At 34.7% G+C, this 16,480-nt stretch carries 17 protein-coding genes; 15 read left to right on the forward strand and 2 right to left on the reverse strand.

Translation table 11 applies throughout. From position 1 onward, the window contains the following. Positions 1-71 precede the first annotated feature (71 nt). The 5 genes from odhB to BUC29_RS03375 all read left to right on the forward strand — a co-directional run bounded on the left by odhB (position 72) and on the right by BUC29_RS03375 (position 5,022). Positions 72-1,325 carry a 2-oxoglutarate dehydrogenase complex dihydrolipoyllysine-residue succinyltransferase gene (odhB, locus tag BUC29_RS03355; RefSeq protein ID WP_073413329.1) on the forward strand — a complete coding sequence of 418 codons (1,254 nt, stop codon included), beginning with the start codon at positions 72-74 and terminating at the stop codon, positions 1,323-1,325. A 235-nt stretch (positions 1,326-1,560) separates the two neighbouring features. Continuing rightward, on the forward strand, positions 1,561-1,893 hold the full coding sequence (locus tag BUC29_RS03360; RefSeq protein ID WP_073413331.1) for a hypothetical protein: 333 nt from the start codon (positions 1,561-1,563) through the stop codon (positions 1,891-1,893). 14 nt (positions 1,894-1,907) lie between these two features. Beyond that, a complete protein-coding gene (locus BUC29_RS03365) occupies positions 1,908-2,207 on the forward strand; it encodes a hypothetical protein (RefSeq protein ID WP_073413333.1) in 300 nt (99 codons plus the stop codon). A 5-nt stretch (positions 2,208-2,212) separates the two neighbouring features. Continuing rightward, positions 2,213-3,772: a PepSY-associated TM helix domain-containing protein gene (locus BUC29_RS03370; protein WP_073413335.1), complete on the forward strand. Its 1,560-nt coding sequence runs from the start codon at positions 2,213-2,215 to the stop codon at positions 3,770-3,772. Positions 3,773-3,942: 170 nt separating this feature from the next. Then, entirely contained in the window at positions 3,943-5,022 is a 1,080-nt protein-coding gene (locus BUC29_RS03375) for a PepSY-associated TM helix domain-containing protein (RefSeq protein WP_073413337.1), read from the forward strand. 79 nt (positions 5,023-5,101) lie between these two features. On the opposite strand, the gene BUC29_RS03380 is transcribed toward BUC29_RS03375, so the two are convergent. Both BUC29_RS03380 and BUC29_RS03385 read right to left on the reverse strand, forming a co-directional pair. After that, entirely contained in the window at positions 5,102-5,449 is a 348-nt protein-coding gene (locus BUC29_RS03380; RefSeq protein ID WP_073413339.1) for a toxin-antitoxin system YwqK family antitoxin, read from the reverse strand. Between the two features lie 211 nt (positions 5,450-5,660). Continuing rightward, positions 5,661-6,656, reverse strand: coding sequence for a TlpA family protein disulfide reductase (locus BUC29_RS03385; RefSeq protein WP_073413341.1), 996 nt, complete (start codon positions 6,654-6,656; stop codon positions 5,661-5,663). Between the two features lie 156 nt (positions 6,657-6,812). Between BUC29_RS03385 and aspS the strand changes: the two genes are divergently transcribed. From aspS to nuoH, 10 genes are all read left to right on the forward strand, one after another. Then, the gene (aspS, locus tag BUC29_RS03390) at positions 6,813-8,564 is read left to right on the forward strand and encodes an aspartate--tRNA ligase (RefSeq protein ID WP_073413343.1); all 1,752 of its coding nucleotides are present in this window, start codon (positions 6,813-6,815) and stop codon (positions 8,562-8,564) included. Positions 8,565-8,871: 307 nt separating this feature from the next. Continuing rightward, the gene (locus tag BUC29_RS03395) at positions 8,872-9,066 is read left to right on the forward strand and encodes a cold-shock protein (RefSeq protein WP_007137066.1); all 195 of its coding nucleotides are present in this window, start codon (positions 8,872-8,874) and stop codon (positions 9,064-9,066) included. A gap of 244 nt (positions 9,067-9,310) precedes the next feature. After that, a complete protein-coding gene (locus tag BUC29_RS03400; protein ID WP_073413605.1) occupies positions 9,311-9,676 on the forward strand; it encodes an NADH-quinone oxidoreductase subunit A in 366 nt (121 codons plus the stop codon). A 158-nt stretch (positions 9,677-9,834) separates the two neighbouring features. Beyond that, positions 9,835-10,383: an NADH-quinone oxidoreductase subunit B gene (locus BUC29_RS03405; RefSeq protein WP_073413345.1), complete on the forward strand. Its 549-nt coding sequence runs from the start codon at positions 9,835-9,837 to the stop codon at positions 10,381-10,383. A 1-nt stretch (position 10,384) separates the two neighbouring features. Then, the gene (locus BUC29_RS03410; RefSeq protein ID WP_073413347.1) at positions 10,385-10,906 is read left to right on the forward strand and encodes an NADH-quinone oxidoreductase subunit C; all 522 of its coding nucleotides are present in this window, start codon (positions 10,385-10,387) and stop codon (positions 10,904-10,906) included. Positions 10,907-10,924: 18 nt separating this feature from the next. Continuing rightward, positions 10,925-12,163: an NADH-quinone oxidoreductase subunit D gene (locus BUC29_RS03415; RefSeq protein WP_073408169.1), complete on the forward strand. Its 1,239-nt coding sequence runs from the start codon at positions 10,925-10,927 to the stop codon at positions 12,161-12,163. A gap of 200 nt (positions 12,164-12,363) precedes the next feature. Beyond that, the gene (locus BUC29_RS03420) at positions 12,364-12,894 is read left to right on the forward strand and encodes a complex I 24 kDa subunit family protein (protein WP_057115709.1); all 531 of its coding nucleotides are present in this window, start codon (positions 12,364-12,366) and stop codon (positions 12,892-12,894) included. Position 12,895: 1 nt separating this feature from the next. Next, on the forward strand, positions 12,896-14,263 hold the full coding sequence (gene nuoF, locus BUC29_RS03425; protein WP_073413349.1) for an NADH-quinone oxidoreductase subunit NuoF: 1,368 nt from the start codon (positions 12,896-12,898) through the stop codon (positions 14,261-14,263). Between the two features lie 86 nt (positions 14,264-14,349). Then, positions 14,350-15,381 (forward strand): NADH-quinone oxidoreductase subunit G, encoded by a 1,032-nt coding sequence (locus tag BUC29_RS03430; RefSeq protein ID WP_073413351.1) that lies wholly within the window; start codon positions 14,350-14,352, stop codon positions 15,379-15,381. Between the two features lie 3 nt (positions 15,382-15,384). Further along, positions 15,385-16,437, forward strand: coding sequence for an NADH-quinone oxidoreductase subunit NuoH (nuoH, locus tag BUC29_RS03435; RefSeq protein WP_073413353.1), 1,053 nt, complete (start codon positions 15,385-15,387; stop codon positions 16,435-16,437). Positions 16,438-16,480: the final 43 nt, after the last annotated feature.

Raw genomic sequence — 16,480 nt, forward strand, 5'->3', positions numbered from 1 at the left:
TTTCAAGTTTTAAGTTTCAAGTTTAACAACCTGAAACCTGAAACCATAAAAACCTTAAACAAAGAAATAAGATGATTTTAGAAATGAAAGTCCCATCACCAGGGGAATCAATAAAAGAAGTTGAAATTGCAACTTGGTTAGTAAAAGACGGAGATTATGTAGAAAAAGATCAGGCGATTGCTGAAGTTGATTCAGATAAAGCTACTCTTGAATTACCTGCTGAAATGAGTGGTGTTATTACGCTAAAAGCTGAAGAAGGTGATACAGTAGCTGTAGGCGCAGTAGTTTGTTTAATTGATACTGATGCGGCAAAACCTGCAGGAAGCGCTCCGGCAGCAGAAGCACCAAAAACTGAGGCTCCTAAAGCGGAAGCCCCAAAGGCAGAAGTAAAAGAAGCTCCAAAAGCTGAGCCAGTTCAGGCTCCGGCAGCTACAAGTTACGCAGCTGGAACTCCATCTCCTGCAGCTAGAAAAATATTAGATGAAAAAAATATAGCTCCTGCAGCAGTTACAGGAACTGGAAAAGGCGGCAGAATTACTAAAGACGATGCAGTAAATGCTACAGCTGTAGCTTCTATGGGAACTCCAACTGGAGGAAACCGTGGAACTGAGCGTACAAAATTATCAATGTTACGTCGTAAAGTAGCAGAAAGATTAGTTGCAGCTAAAAATGAAACAGCTATGCTTACTACTTTCAACGAAGTAAACATGACGCCAATCAACAATATCCGTAATGAATACAAAGATGCTTTCAAAGCTAAACACGGTGGTTTAGGTTTAGGTTTTATGTCATTCTTTACAAAAGCAGTTACAAGAGCCCTTCAATTATATCCAGATGTAAACTCTATGATCGACGGAGATTACAAAGTAGGATACGATTTCTGTGATATCTCTATCGCTGTTTCTGGACCAAAAGGATTAATGGTTCCTGTTGTTCGTAACGCTGAGAACTTAACTTTCCGTGGAATTGAAGCTGAAATTAAAAGATTGGCTTTAAGAGCTCGTGATGGTCAAATTACAGTGGATGATATGACTGGAGGAACTTTCACAATCACTAACGGTGGTGTTTTCGGAAGTATGTTATCAACTCCAATCATCAATCCTCCTCAATCAGGAATCTTAGGAATGCACAACATTATTGAGCGTCCGATTGCTGTAAACGGAAAAGTTGAAATTCACCCAATGATGTATGTAGCTCTTTCTTACGATCACAGAATCATCGACGGACGTGAGTCTGTTGGTTTCTTAGTTGCTGTAAAAGAAGCTTTAGAAAATCCATTAGAATTATTAATGAATGGCGACGCTAAACGTGCTTTAGAGTTGTAATCAGAAGTAATTTTCATTAATATATAAAACCTGTTCATTAAATTGGACAGGTTTTTTTGTTTTTAAATTTCTCAGTAATATAAAATTTAACCTATAATTTAAAAAAATTTATTTAGAATGAATAAGAATAACTTGTTTTGTTTGATTTGATAACTTAGATTTGCAGAATGAAACAATTTAAAACCATTCTAAATACAACTAAAAGAAGAATGGATCAAATATAATCTGCAGATTTATGATAACAATAGCCAGTCTTATCGTTTTTTTAGCTTTTTACACCCTTTACTATACTTCAAAAAGAGCCACATTATCGTATGATTTTGGTTTTGAGAAATGGATGCAGAAAAATCCAAAACAAACCAAAATTACAGGCTTACTCCTTCTTGTTACAGCTTATACAATATGGCTTTTTATTCAATCTTTAGGAAGCGGCACACTCATGTTTTTTATTCAGCTAATGACAATTGGGAGCTTAATTATAATTCTGAGACCATTAAAAAAAATAAATAGCAGGCTCCTTTTATTAATCCTGATTCTTGTTGCTTTATTAGAACTTTATTACAACTAAACCAGATTTAACCAATGCCTGCAAATCCAAAATATTTGACTCCTGCATTCTGGCCTCGTTTCGCCAAAATTACAGCCGCAATCTTAGGCGGTTATTTCGTTTCTGTTACTTTTCATTTAGCTCTGGCTTCCTGGTTTAACCGTCCTGAAGTTTTAATGACAATGGCTTTTAGCGGATTCATACTTTGGGTCATTTTAATGGTAATGGCATTCTTAGCAAAAAGCGGCTGGAAAATATGGGGAATTTATATTCTCCTTTCTTTAGTTTTTTCTCTTCTTATTTATTTTGGTCAAACTTATAATACTGCTGCCTAATACCTATGAATAATCGCCATTACAACATTTATTTTCATACACATACTGTTAGCGGTATTGTTATCAGCGTTGTACTTTTTGTGATCTTTTTTGCAGGATCTTTTTCTTTTTTTAGAGATGAAATCATCAATTGGGAAAGAAATGAATCTACCGTAATTTCAAAAGAAATTCAATTAGATTACAATACTGCTTTAAAAAACATTGACAAAGAATACATATTACACGGTAGAAATATTACCATCTCTAAACCATCTGTCGAAAACAGAGTTGCGGTTTATATGGAAGGTACCAAAGATACTTTGGCTTCAGCCAAACAAAAAGAAGGATCTTTCTTTTATCTGGACAATAAAAAATTCAAATCATATACTTATGAAGAATCTTATTCTTTAGGAGAATTTCTATACCGACTGCATTTCTTTGCCCAGATTCCGTATCCTGTTGGATATTATCTTTCCGGATTTACCGCTTTGTTTTTTCTTTTTGCGATTATTACAGGACTTTTACTGCATTGGAAAAAAATAGTTTCTAACTTTTATGTTTTCCGTCCAAAAGAAAAACTAAAAACTTTATGGACAGATGCTCACACGGCACTAGGAATGATCGGACTTCCGTTTCAGTTTGTATATGCGGTAACAGGTGCATTTTTTATGATTAAACTTTTAATCGTGGCTCCTGCTGTTATGGCTCTTTATAAAGGCGACGAAAACAAATTATATAAAGAATTAGAATACAATGATCCCGATTATAAATTTGAGAATAAAAAATTAGCGACGCCTTTTGATATCAATCAGCTTGTTGCCAAAGCAAAAAACAATTGGTCTGATTTTGAAATTACACGAGTTTTCATTCAGAATTATGGCGATGCAAATATGCATGTTTTAGTGGAGGGTGAATTGTTAAGCGACAAAAAATTCACCGGAATTGGAAAAGTTGTCTATCGAATTGCCGACGGAAAAGAAATTGCCCGCAAAAATCCAATTACTCAGAATGGTTATATTGATATAGTAAAAAATGTTTTATACCGAATTCATTTTGGAGATTATGGCGGATATGCTTTAAAAATCGTAAGTTTTATATTAGGAATTATAACTTGTTTCGTTATCATTTCAGGAGTTATGATTTGGCTTGTAGCAAGACAAAAAAATAATTTGCCAGAAAAGAAAAAACGTTTCAACGCTGCAGTTGTTCGTATTTATCTGGCGATTTGTTTAAGTATATATCCTGTTACTGCCTTATCTTTTATCGGAACAAAAATATTTTATCCTTTAAGTCAGTCCAATCTGTTTAGCTTATATTTTGGCGGATGGCTTTTATTAACAATTTTCTTTATCATTAAAAAGAATGATGCTTTTACGAATAAATTTTGCTTAATTTCTGGAAGTATTTTAGGTTTTTTAATTCCAATTACAAACGGAATCGTTTCCGGAAATTGGTTTTGGAATTCTTTTATGGAACACAGAATTCAGATTTTCTTTATTGATGTTTTTTGGATTGCTTTGGCTTCAATATCACTTTATACGGCGTATCATCTAAAGTCTAAAAAAGAAGTTGCTTCTTTAAAATAGTTGAATATAATCTCGCAAAGTCGCAAAGTAATTAATCAAACTTATCGACTTTGTGTCTTTGCGAGATTATTTCTTAGCTAATCCGTAATCTTCCATATTTATTAGCGAAATAATTAGAATAACTTGCTCCATATTAATATAGCATATACTTTTACGCCTTTAATCAAAAAATGGGATTTAAAACGAAAATACGTTTTCTGCATAAATGGCTCGGATTGATTTCCGGGCTTATTGTTTTTATAGTCTGTATTACGGGTTGCATTTTCTGTTTTCATGACGAAATAAAAGACATCACCAGAAAAGAATGGCGTTTTGTAGAACCTCAGAATAAACCATTTTTGATGCCTTCGGTTTTACAGGAAAAAGCAAAAGAAATCCTTCCGAAGAACAAACAGTCAATGGTTTCTTATTATGGAAAAAACCGCTCGGCCATTGTTTTTACATATTCAGACACAGGAAGTTTATATCTTTATTTTAATCCTTACACAGGAAAATATTTAAAAACCGAAAATCCAGAAACAGATTTTTTCATTATTGTCGAATATATCCATTTGTATTTACTGCTGCCCGATTATATTGGCAAACATATAATTGGCGGAGCAACGATTATTTTTATTCTGTTATTAATTTCAGGAATTATACAATGGTGGCCGAAACGAAGAAATGATGTTAAAAGAAGTTTTACTGTAAAATGGTCGGCAAAATGGCGTCGTGTCAATTACGACTGGCACAATACTTCGGGATTTTACATCGCTTTGATTGCACTTATTCTTGCCATAACCGGTTTAACTTTTACGTATGAATGGGTTGGAGACGGAATTTATAAGACTTTTAATTTGGGCGGAGACAAAGCTGCCGAAACAAAAGCGCCTGTAATCGACACAACCAAATTCAATTCAAACTCTATAACGGCTGTCGATCGCGCTTTTATTCAAACCATGAAATTGCAGCCAAAAGCCGAAATGTTTTTTGTTTTATATCCACAGCAAAAAGGTGATGTTATCAATACGGGTGCATATCCGCATGCGTTACGTTACGATCACCAGAGTAATTATTATTTTCACCCCAAAGATGGAAAACTAATTCAAAGCGACCCTTATCATTCTAAAAGTTTAGGTTTGCAGGTTGTCGAAATGAATTACGGGATTCATACCGGACAAATTTTAGATTTACCGGGAAAAATTATTGCCTTTACCATAAGTTTAATTGCTTCGGCTTTACCTCTAACTGGATTTATAATTTGGTATTGAAGAGGAAAAAAATCTAAAAAGAGGAAACAAAAAAACCGTCTTTAATGAGACGGTTTTTTTATAAATCATCGAAACAAAATTAGTTTCTGTTTGCTAAAGCATTTTTCTGTAAGTTTTTAACTGAGGCTACTTTATTGTCAACATAAGCAACTTCGCTTAAATTGTCTTCATTAAAGTAAATCCATTTTCCAGTTTTTACTCCGTCTGCATATTCTCCAACGGCTTTTTTATTTCCTTTTTCGTCATAAGATACCCAGACACCGTCTAATTTACCATCCTTAAAAAAGCCTTCTTGCTGCACTTTACCATTTTCATAATAATAAGTAGCTTTTACCTTGTTTCCAACTGCTTCCAATTCTGGTTTTACTTCCTGCGCAGTTAATATTCCAGAGAACAAAACCGCAGCTAAAATTACACTCTTTTTCATATCTAGTAGGTATTAATGTTAAGAAATCGTTATCAAATATAATTATTTATTTACATTAAAAAAACTTTTGCTTAACAATTTGGTAACATTGAATAAAAACTTAACATTGGAAATTTTCCAAAAACAGTAAAACCAATGCTGAAGCATTGGTTTTACTGATATTTTAGCAAAAAACTAAAATTACGATAACGTTATAAATTTCGTAAATAAATTAGTTCAATAAACTGTTTAACTGTTCCTGAAGCTTAGGATCAGATGGTCTGGAAGCATCAGAACTCACAATGTTACCATTTGGATCAATTAAAATAAATCTCGGAATTCCGGTTACACCGTACTTTACCACAAAATCAGATTCCCAATCTTTGTCTGCAAATAATTGTACACCGCCTAATTTTTTATCGGTTACAAATTTTTTCCATTTTTCATTATCCTTTGCTTTATCAATAGAAATACTCACAAATTCAATGTTTTTATCATGGTATTTTTCTTCCACTTTTTGAAGATAAGGGATTTCAGCTCTGCATGGCGCACACCAGGTTGCCCAAAGATCTATATATATGTACTTTCCTTTTAAGTCAGCCAGTTTTGTTTTTCCTCCTTTAAAATTTTCATAATCAAATTCAGGCGAAGGCTTTCCAATTAATTTTCTCGCTGCAGCAGTTCTTTCATAATCCTGAGCTGCGTATTGATTAAAACTTTCAAAACTCGTTTTCAAGGCAGTTTTAAATTCAGGATCGTAATTTCCTTTTTCAAGGCTTTCAAAGTCTGTTTTCTTTTTTGCTTCTAAAAGTGAAGCAAATTCTACGGCTTCTTTAGTATAAGCTTCATTTTGGAATTTTTCATCTTTTAGAGCCTGCTGCGCTAAAAAATTACTCTCATCAACACCTTTTCCTTTGTATACTATAGTTTCATCAAATTCCTTGGCGTTCATTGTTAAATTAATTTCAGAATTTGGTTTCAGATATAAATTAGAAGATTCTGTTCCGTCAGAAAACATATAAAATCCTTTCGGAGCTTCAAAAGAAGCGATAAACATTCCTTTTTTATCAATTGGAATAACTTGCTTAAAATTATTTCTTCCTTTAATAACTAAAGTATCACTGTTTCTATTCTCAATTTTGGCAGTAAATTTTACTTGTTCTTTAGCTTGTCCTATAACATTCAACCCGCTAAAAATCAACAAACCTGTAACAAAAAGTTTTTTCATAGTATTAAAATTTGTTTTTAGTGACTCAAATCTAAAGAAATAACAGCTTCGGATTTTTAGAATTAACAAAATATTTGAAATTATTCTGAATCAACTTATCACTTTACTATATTATCTTGAATTTTGTATTTACTTTTGCAGTCTAAAATTTTGATTATGTATAGAAGTCATAATTGTGGCGAATTAAACGCTTCAAATATTAATACCGAAGTTACACTTGCGGGCTGGGTTCAAAAATCACGTGATAAAGGATTTATGAATTGGGTCGATTTACGAGACCGTTATGGAATTACTCAACTTATTTTCGACGAAAGTCGTACCGATAAAACCGTTTTTGAATTGGCCAAAACCCTTGGACGTGAATTTGTAATTCAGGTAAAAGGTATTGTTATTGAACGTGAAGCCAAAAACAAAAATATTCCAACAGGCGAAATCGAAATTTTAGTTTCTGAACTGACTATTTTAAATTCTGCCTTAACTCCTCCATTTACAATTGAAGATGAAACAGACGGTGGAGAAGACATCAGAATGAAATACCGTTACTTGGACATTCGTAGAAATCCAGTAAAAAACAGTTTATTATTCCGTCATAAAGTAGCGATGGAAGTTCGTAAATATTTATCGGATTTAGATTTCTGCGAAGTTGAAACGCCTTACTTAATCAAATCAACTCCGGAAGGAGCAAGAGATTTCGTTGTACCAAGCCGTATGAACGAAGGACAATTTTATGCATTGCCACAATCTCCGCAGACTTTCAAACAATTATTGATGGTGGGTGGAATGGATAAATATTTCCAGATTGTGAAATGTTTCCGTGACGAAGATTTACGTGCAGACCGTCAGCCAGAGTTTACTCAAATTGACTGCGAAATGGCATTTGTGGAGCAAGAAGACATTTTGAATGTTTTTGAAGGTTTGACAAGACATTTATTAAAAGAAATTAAAGGTGTAGAAGTAGATAAATTCCCAAGAATTACTTACGACTATGCTATGAAAACATACGGAAACGACAAACCGGATATTCGTTTTGGAATGAAATTCGGTGAGTTAAACGAATTTGCACAGCATAAAGAATTCCCTGTTTTTAATACAGCAGAATTAGTTGTGGGAATCGCTGTTCCGGGAGCAGGAAATTATACTCGTAAAGAAATCGACGGGTTAATTGACTGGGTTAAGCGTCCGCAGGTTGGAGCATCTGGAATGGTGTATGTAAAATGCAACGAAGACGGAACATACAAATCATCTGTAGATAAATTCTACGATCAGGATGATTTAGCAAAATGGGCAAAAGCAACAGAAGCAAATCCTGGCGATATGATTTTTGTACTTTCTGGTCCTGCAAACAAAACACGTGCACAGCTTTCTGCACTTCGTATGGAATTGGCAACTCGTTTAGGATTACGTAATCCTGAAGAATTTGCTCCATTGTGGGTTGTAGATTTTCCATTATTAGAACTTGATGAAGAAAGCGGCCGTTATCACGCGATGCACCACCCGTTTACTTCACCAAAACCAGAAGATATTGCTTTATTAGAAACACAGCCGGGAAACGTACGTGCAAACGCATACGATATGGTTTTAAACGGAAACGAAATTGGAGGAGGTTCTATTCGTATTCACGATAAAGCAACACAGCAATTAATGTTCAAATATTTAGGATTTACCGAAGACGAAGCAAAAGCGCAATTTGGTTTCTTAATGGATGCTTTCCAGTTTGGAGCACCGCCGCACGGAGGACTTGCTTTTGGTCTTGACAGATTAGTAGCCATTTTAGGCGGTCAGGAAACCATCAGAGACTTTATTGCTTTCCCTAAAAATAATTCCGGCCGTGATGTCATGATCGATGCGCCTGCTGCAATTGATGAAACTCAATTGAAAGAATTACACATTAAAATTGATTCTCTATAAAAATTATAGAACATTAGATACCAAAAAAGCCGGCCGAAGAATATCAGCCGGCTTTTTTTATTCAAAAACTATAAGAATAATCCTAAAATTTACATTTTTTGAAATGCGAAATTCCTACAATTACCTAGTTTTTATATTCTTACAATTAATGATTCTCAAATATTAGTGTTTTATAAATAAATTGACGCAAGAAACCACGTAAAAACACTGTAAATCAATAATTTTTACAAAATTTTAACATGTATATGTCTTTTATATGAATTTAAATATTACATTTGTTTTATTATAAATTATTATTACAATTACAATGCGTACAGGTACAGTAAAATTTTTCAATGAATCTAAAGGTTATGGATTCATTACAGACGAAGAAACAGGAAAGGACATCTTCGTTCACGCTTCAGGAATTAACGCGGAAGAATTACGCGAAGGTGACCGTGTAAGCTATGAAGAAGAAGAAGGAAGAAAAGGGAAAGTTGCTGCTAAAGTAGCAGTAATCTAAGAAAAATATAGCAATTTATTTTTTTTGCCTCTGAATGGTTTTAAGAAACGTCCCGAAGTATCGGGACGTTTTTTTTTTGACCTATTTCTTAAAAAAATATTAAAAAAGCCGAACGTTATTTATAATCAATAAAAATTACATATAAACATGGTTTCATGGCATACTTATATCCTTCTTTAGTTTGTGATTTACGTAGTTGAAAGTTATCTTTGTGGCTTATTCTTTAAGTAAAAAAGTTAAGCTTATGCAATCTGATCAATACAGCTACATTCCTATCCTGATGCAGTTCATTCTTGCAGTTGGTTTTGTGGTAGGAACAATCATTATTTCTGGAAAATTAGGACCAAGAAGAACCTCAGAAGTTAAAGATAAAAACTTCGAGTGTGGTATCGAATCTGTTGGAAATGCACGTATTCCTTTTTCAGTAAAATATTTCCTTGTTGCTATCTTGTTTGTATTGTTTGATGTAGAGGTTATCTTCCTTTACCCTTGGGCAGTAAACTTTAAAGATCTTGGCGTAGAAGGAATGTTGAAAATGATTGTTTTCATGGCTTTACTTTTAGTTGGTTTCTTTTACATCATTAAAAAGAAAGCACTAGAATGGGAATAATCCCGATTTTGAATTTTAGATTTCTGATTTTAGACTTACAAATCTTGAATTAAAATTTAAAATTTAAACTCAATAGAATTTAATACTGATTTAAAAAATTGATTTTACTTTTTATGATTTCCAAAAATCTAAATCTAAAATCAGAAATCTAAAATAAAATGAGCGATTCAAAAGTAAATATGGTGTCTCCTCCAGAAGGTCTTGCTGGTGAAGGATTCTTCGCTACAAAACTAAATGATGTTGTAGGTTTGGCACGCGCGAATTCTCTTTGGCCTTTACCATTTGCAACTTCTTGCTGCGGAATTGAGTTTATGGCAACAATGGCTGCACATTACGATTTAGCAAGATTTGGTTCTGAGCGTGTGAGTTTCTCTCCTCGTCAGGCAGATATGCTGCTTGTAATGGGAACCATTTCTAAAAAAATGGCACCAATCTTAAGACAAGTTTACGAACAAATGTCAGAGCCGCGCTGGGTAATTGCTGTAGGAGCCTGTGCTTCTTCGGGTGGTATTTTCGACACTTACTCAGTTCTTCAGGGAATTGATAAAGTTATTCCGGTTGACGTTTACGTTCCGGGATGTCCTCCTAGACCAGAACAAATCGTTGATGGAGTAATGAGATTACAAGAATTGGTAAAAAGCGAATCTGTTAGACGCAGAAGTTCACCAGAATACCAGGAATTATTAGCTTCCTATAATATTTCATAAGATGGCTTTAGAAAATACCCAAATTCAAAATAAACTTACGGAAACATTCAATAATGATGTTTTCAACTTTCATGAAGAAAGAGATATTTTTACTTTAGAAGCTTCTGCCGATAAAATTACAGCATTAATTCTATTCTTAAAAAATGATCCTGAACTACAATTTCATTTTTTAACAGATTTATGCGGCATTCACTATCCTGACAATGAATCTGAACGTCAGTTTGCAGTTGTATACCATTTACACAACTGGTTCGAAAACAAGCGTATCAGAATCAAAGTTTACCTAAACGGAGAAAAACCTGAAATCAAAACTATTTCAAATATTTTCTTAAGTTCAAACTGGATGGAAAGAGAAACATACGATTTCTACGGAATCAATTTTATTGGTCACCCGCAGTTAAAACGTATTTTAAATATGGATGAAATGGTGTCTTTCCCTATGAGAAAAGAATTCCCAATGGAAGACAGCGGAAGGACTGACAAAGACGACAGATTCTTCGGAAGAACAGTATCAAATTGCTAAATAATTCAACATTATAAAATGTCAGAACTATTATTACCACCAGAGCATCGTTATGCTAAAATAATTAAAGAGCGACACAATGAAGACGGAAGCGAGCTTTCGGTTCTTAATTTAGGTCCGACTCACCCTGCGACTCACGGTATTTTTCAAAATATCTTATTGATGGATGGTGAAAGAATTTTAGAAGCTGAACCAACTATTGGTTACATTCACAGAGCTTTCGAAAAAATCGCCGAAAATCGTCCTTTTTATCAAATTACACCTCTTACAGACCGTATGAACTATTGCTCCTCTCCTATTAATAATATGGGATGGTGGATGACTTTAGAAAAACTATTAGGTATTGAAGTCCCAAAAAGAGCTCAATATTTAAGAGTTATTGTTATGGAGCTGGCTCGTATTACAGACCACATTATTTGTAACTCGATATTAGGTGTAGATACTGGTGCGTATACTGGTTTCTTATACGTTTTTCAATTTAGAGAAAAAATCTACGAAATCTACGAAGAAATTTGTGGAGCTCGTTTGACTACAAATATGGGAAGAATTGGTGGTTTTGAAAGAGACTGGTCTCCGGAAGCTTTCAGAAAACTAGATAAATTCCTTGAAGAATTCCCACCAGCGTGGAAAGAATTCGAAAACTTATTCGAAAGAAACAGAATTTTCCTTGACAGAACTGTTAACGTAGGCGGAATCACTGCCGAAAAAGCAATGGCTTACGGTTTTACAGGTCCAAACTTACGTGCAGCCGGAGTTGATTACGACGTTCGTGTAGCACATCCTTACTCATCTTACGAAGATTTTGATTTTATTGTCCCTGTTGGAAAATCAGGAGATACTTACGATCGTTTCTGTGTTCGTAATGCCGAAGTTTGGGAAAGTTTAAGTATCATTCGTCAAGCGTTAGAAAAAATGCCTGCAGGAAATGAATACCATGCGGAAGTTCCAGATTATTACCTTCCTCCAAAAGAAGATGTATATAACTCAATGGAATCTTTAATTTATCACTTTAAAATTGTTATGGGAGAGGTTCCTGTTCCGGTTTCAGAGATTTACCATGCTGTTGAAGGAGGAAATGGGGAACTTGGTTTCTATTTGTCTACTGACGGAAGCAGAACTCCATACAGATTACATTTCAGAAGACCTTGCTTTATTTATTATCAGGCATTCCCTGAAATGATTAAAGGAGCATTACTTTCTGACGCTATTATCATTTTATCGAGTTTAAATGTAATTGCGGGAGAATTAGACGCGTAAACGAATTGTAGATTTTAGAATTTAGATTCTAGATTGCTGATTGAGAATGCAGATTTTAGAATTTAGATTTAAAATTATAATACAGGAATTGAAAAATTCAGATTGAAGAATCTAAAACTTAAACAATGATTGAAGAATCATAGATTGTAGATAAAGATTAAAAAAATCTAAAATCTAAAATCTAAAATCTAAAATTAAAAATGGAACGTAAACATTACAAACAAGAAATAAACATGACTGAGGCATTGATGAACCGCATCAATGAATTGATCAGTCATTACCCGGAAGGCAAACAAAAATCAGCTTTACTGCCTGTTTTACACGAAGTTCAGGATGCGCATAACAACTGGCTTAGTATTGAATTGCAGGATAAAGTTGCCGAAATTCTTCAGATAAAACCAATTGAGGTTTATGAAGTGGTTACTTTTTATACCATGTTCAACCAAAAACCAATTGGAAAATACATGTTTGAATTTTGCCAGACTTCTTGTTGCTGTTTACGTGGTGCTGAGGATTTAATGGATTATACTTCTGAAAAACTAGGCATAAAAATGGGTGAAACTACTCCAGATGGAATGTTTACCATTGCTGGCGTAGAATGTTTAGGTGCCTGCGGATACGCTCCGATGATGCAGTTAGGAGATTTCTACAAAGAAAAATTGACAGAAGAAAAAATCGATCAGATAATTGCTGATTGTAGAGATGATAAAATAATATTACACGATAAATAAGATGTCACAAAAAATATTATTAGATAAAATCAATATTCCTGGAATTAAAACCTACGAAGTCTATCGTCAAAACGGCGGTTATGCTTCTGTAGAAAAAGCTTTAAAAACATTAACTCCGGACGAAGTTACTGAGGAAGTAAAAAAATCAGGTCTTCGCGGACGTGGTGGTGCAGGTTTCCCTGCCGGAATGAAATGGAGCTTTATTGATAAAAAATCAGGAAGACCTAGACACTTAGTGTGTAATGCCGACGAATCTGAGCCTGGAACATTTAAAGATCGTTATTTGATGGAATTTATTCCTCACTTATTGATCGAAGGAATGATTACTTCAAGTTACGCTTTGGGCGCTAACCTATCATACATCTACATCCGTGGAGAATATATGTGGGTTTTCAAAATATTAGAAAGAGCAATTGCCGAGGCAAAAGCTGCCGGATGGTTAGGAAAAAATATATTAGGAACAGGTTATGATCTTGAACTTCACGTTCACTGTGGAGCTGGAGCTTATATCTGTGGAGAAGAAACAGCATTGATCGAATCATTGGAAGGTAAAAGAGGAAATCCTCGTATTAAACCCCCTTTTCCAGCGGTTTCTGGTCTTTGGGCAAATCCAACTGTAGTAAACAATGTTGAAACAATTGCTACTGTACCTTGGATTGTAAACAATTCAGGAGATGATTATGCTAAAATTGGTATCGGTCGTTCTACTGGAACTAAATTAATTTCTGCTTCAGGACACATCAAAAATCCTGGAGTTTACGAAATTGAATTAGGTTTAAGCGTTGATGAATTCATGAATTCTGATGAATATTTAGGAGGAATGTCTTCAAGCCGTCCGCTAAAAGCATTCGTGCCCGGAGGTTCATCTGTGCCAATCTTACCGGCTGAATTGATTTTCAAAACAGCAAACGGTGAAGATCGTTTAATGACTTATGAATCTTTAAGTGATGGTGGTTTCGCTACCGGATCTATGTTAGGTTCCGGAGGATTTATTGTATACAACGACACTGCTTGTATCGTAAGAAATACCTGGAACTTTGCTCGTTTTTACCACCACGAATCTTGCGGGCAATGTACACCTTGCCGTGAAGGAACAGGATGGTTGGAAAAAATCTTATGGAGAATCGAAAACGGTCAGGGTCGAGAAGAAGATATCGAATTATTGTGGAGCATTCAAAGTAAAATTGAAGGAAACACAATCTGTCCACTTGGTGATGCCGCTTCCTGGCCAGTAGCTGCAGCAATTCGTCACTTTAGGGATGAGTTCGAATATCACGTTCGTTTCCCTGAAAAAATCAAAAATAGAGATCACTTTGTTGCTGAACCTTTTTCACAAGTGAAACATTTAGTAGGCAGACAAACAGTTTAAAATATAGTTTCAAGTTTCATGTTTTTTTAGTTTCAAGTCTAAATAACCTGAAACTTTAAACCTGAAACTAAAAAAACAAATAAGAGATGAAAGTAACCATAGACGGTCAAAGTATAGACGTAGAGCCAGGAACAACAATCCTGCAGGCTGCACGTATGATTGGTGGGGATTTGGTACCGCCAGCCATGTGCTATTACTCAAAATTAAAAGGAAGCGGAGGAAAATGCCGCTGCTGTTTGGTTGAAGTTTCAAAAGGCAGTGAGGCTGATCCAAGACCAATGCCAAAATTAATGGCATCTTGTGTAACAGGATGTATGGATGGAATGGAAGTAAATAGTAAATCTTCTGCCAGAGTTATGGAAGCCCGTAAATCTGTAACAGAATTTTTATTAATCAACCACCCATTAGACTGCCCTATTTGTGATCAGGCTGGAGAATGTGATCTTCAAAATTTAAGTTTTGAGCACGGAAACCCAAAATCACGTTACATTGAAGAAAAAAGAACATTTGAACCAGAAGATATTGGTCCAAATATTCAACTGCATATGAACCGTTGTATCTTATGTCAAAGATGTGTGCAAGTTGCAGATCAACTGACAGACAACAGAGTTCACGGAGTATTAGATCGTGGTGACCACGCTAATATTTCAACCGGAATTTCTAAAGCAATCGACAATGAGTTCTCTGGAAACATGATTGATGTATGTCCGGTTGGAGCTTTAACAGATAAAACTTTCCGTTTTAAATCAAGAGTTTGGTTTAACAAACCTTATAACGCGCACAGAGAATGTACTACTCCGGGATGCTGCGGTAAAACTACAGTTTGGATGTTTGGTGGAGAAATTCAGCGTGTAACTGGTCGTAAAGATGAGTACCATGAAGTTGAAGAATTCATTTGCAACAGCTGTCGTTTTGATCATAAAGATGTAAATGACTGGGTTATTGAAGGACCAAGAGAATTTGAAAAAGATTCTGTAATCAATCAAAATAACTATACTCAGAAATTAGAGAAAGTTACTATCGATACTGAAAAGAATATTCTTTTAGGCCGCGATGTTGACCGTAAAAAAATTAGTATGGCAGCAATTCCATTAACTGATAAAGACAAAAAACAATAAGAAATGGAAAGTGCATTTATTATAGAAAAGAGTGTTGTTATTGTTGTCGTTTTTGCGGTAACAATGATTATGGCGATGTATTCTACATGGGCAGAACGTAAAGTTGCTGCTTTTCTGCAAGACCGTGTTGGACCAAACCGTGCTGGATGGGGAGGTTTGTTACAGCCACTTGCCGATGGTATGAAATTATTCTCGAAAGAGGAGTTTTTCCCAAATACACCAAATAGATTTTTATTTATTGTGGGGCCTGCAATTGCCATGAGTACAGCTTTAATGACAAGCGCTGTAATTCCTTGGGGAGACAGACTTCATCTTTTTGGAAAAGATATTATTCTTCAGGCAACTGATGTAAATATTGCATTATTATACATTTTTGGAGTTCTTTCTGTTGGAGTTTATGGAATCATGATTGGTGGATGGGCTTCTAACAATAAGTTCTCATTAATGGGAGCAGTTCGTGCGGCTTCTCAAATGGTTTCTTATGAAATCGCAATGGGATTATCAATGATCGCTTTATTGATGATGACGGGCACAATGAGCTTAAAAGAAATTTCATTACAACAGCAAGGACTGCATTGGAATGTTTTTTATCAGCCATTATCTTTCCTGATCTTTTTAATTTGTTCATTTGCAGAAACGAACAGAACTCCATTCGACTTAGCAGAATGTGAAAACGAATTAATTGGAGGTTACCATACTGAATATTCATCTATGAAAATGGGATTCTATTTATTTGCTGAATATGCAAGTATGTTTATCTCTTCTACTATCATCTCTGTATTGTTCTTTGGCGGATACAACTATCCGGGAATGCAGTGGATGGTTGAGAATGTTGGTGTAAATACAGCTAACTTATTAGGAATTGCGGCATTGTTTGTAAAAATATGTTTCTTCATATTCTTCTACATGTGGGTTCGTTGGACAATTCCAAGATTTAGATATGACCAGTTGATGAACTTAGGGTGGAGAATTTTAATTCCACTTTCGATTATTAACATCATGATTACGGGTGCAGTTATATTGAGACACGATATTGCAGCAGCGTTAGGATTCTAAGAACCGTAATTAGCTTAAATAAAAACAAAATAGATTTGAATTT

The sequence above is a fragment of the Flavobacterium defluvii genome (assembly GCF_900129555.1).
Classification (GTDB): domain Bacteria; phylum Bacteroidota; class Bacteroidia; order Flavobacteriales; family Flavobacteriaceae; genus Flavobacterium; species Flavobacterium defluvii.

Coding starts and splice junctions, on each gene's coding strand:
- BUC29_RS03420 (WP_057115709.1), top strand. CDS start 12,364: ATGGAACGTAAACATTACAAACAAGAAATAAACATGACTGAGGCATTG.
- BUC29_RS03360 (WP_073413331.1), top strand. CDS start 1,561: ATGATAACAATAGCCAGTCTTATCGTTTTTTTAGCTTTTTACACCCTT.
- BUC29_RS03430 (WP_073413351.1), top strand. CDS start 14,350: ATGAAAGTAACCATAGACGGTCAAAGTATAGACGTAGAGCCAGGAACA.
- odhB (WP_073413329.1), top strand. CDS start 72: ATGATTTTAGAAATGAAAGTCCCATCACCAGGGGAATCAATAAAAGAA.
- BUC29_RS03415 (WP_073408169.1), top strand. CDS start 10,925: ATGTCAGAACTATTATTACCACCAGAGCATCGTTATGCTAAAATAATT.
- BUC29_RS03400 (WP_073413605.1), top strand. CDS start 9,311: ATGCAATCTGATCAATACAGCTACATTCCTATCCTGATGCAGTTCATT.
- nuoF (WP_073413349.1), top strand. CDS start 12,896: ATGTCACAAAAAATATTATTAGATAAAATCAATATTCCTGGAATTAAA.
- BUC29_RS03385 (WP_073413341.1), bottom strand. CDS start 6,656: ATGAAAAAACTTTTTGTTACAGGTTTGTTGATTTTTAGCGGGTTGAAT.
- BUC29_RS03380 (WP_073413339.1), bottom strand. CDS start 5,449: ATGAAAAAGAGTGTAATTTTAGCTGCGGTTTTGTTCTCTGGAATATTA.
- BUC29_RS03395 (WP_007137066.1), top strand. CDS start 8,872: ATGCGTACAGGTACAGTAAAATTTTTCAATGAATCTAAAGGTTATGGA.
- BUC29_RS03405 (WP_073413345.1), top strand. CDS start 9,835: ATGAGCGATTCAAAAGTAAATATGGTGTCTCCTCCAGAAGGTCTTGCT.
- nuoH (WP_073413353.1), top strand. CDS start 15,385: ATGGAAAGTGCATTTATTATAGAAAAGAGTGTTGTTATTGTTGTCGTT.
- BUC29_RS03410 (WP_073413347.1), top strand. CDS start 10,385: ATGGCTTTAGAAAATACCCAAATTCAAAATAAACTTACGGAAACATTC.
- BUC29_RS03370 (WP_073413335.1), top strand. CDS start 2,213: ATGAATAATCGCCATTACAACATTTATTTTCATACACATACTGTTAGC.
- aspS (WP_073413343.1), top strand. CDS start 6,813: ATGTATAGAAGTCATAATTGTGGCGAATTAAACGCTTCAAATATTAAT.
- BUC29_RS03365 (WP_073413333.1), top strand. CDS start 1,908: ATGCCTGCAAATCCAAAATATTTGACTCCTGCATTCTGGCCTCGTTTC.
- BUC29_RS03375 (WP_073413337.1), top strand. CDS start 3,943: ATGGGATTTAAAACGAAAATACGTTTTCTGCATAAATGGCTCGGATTG.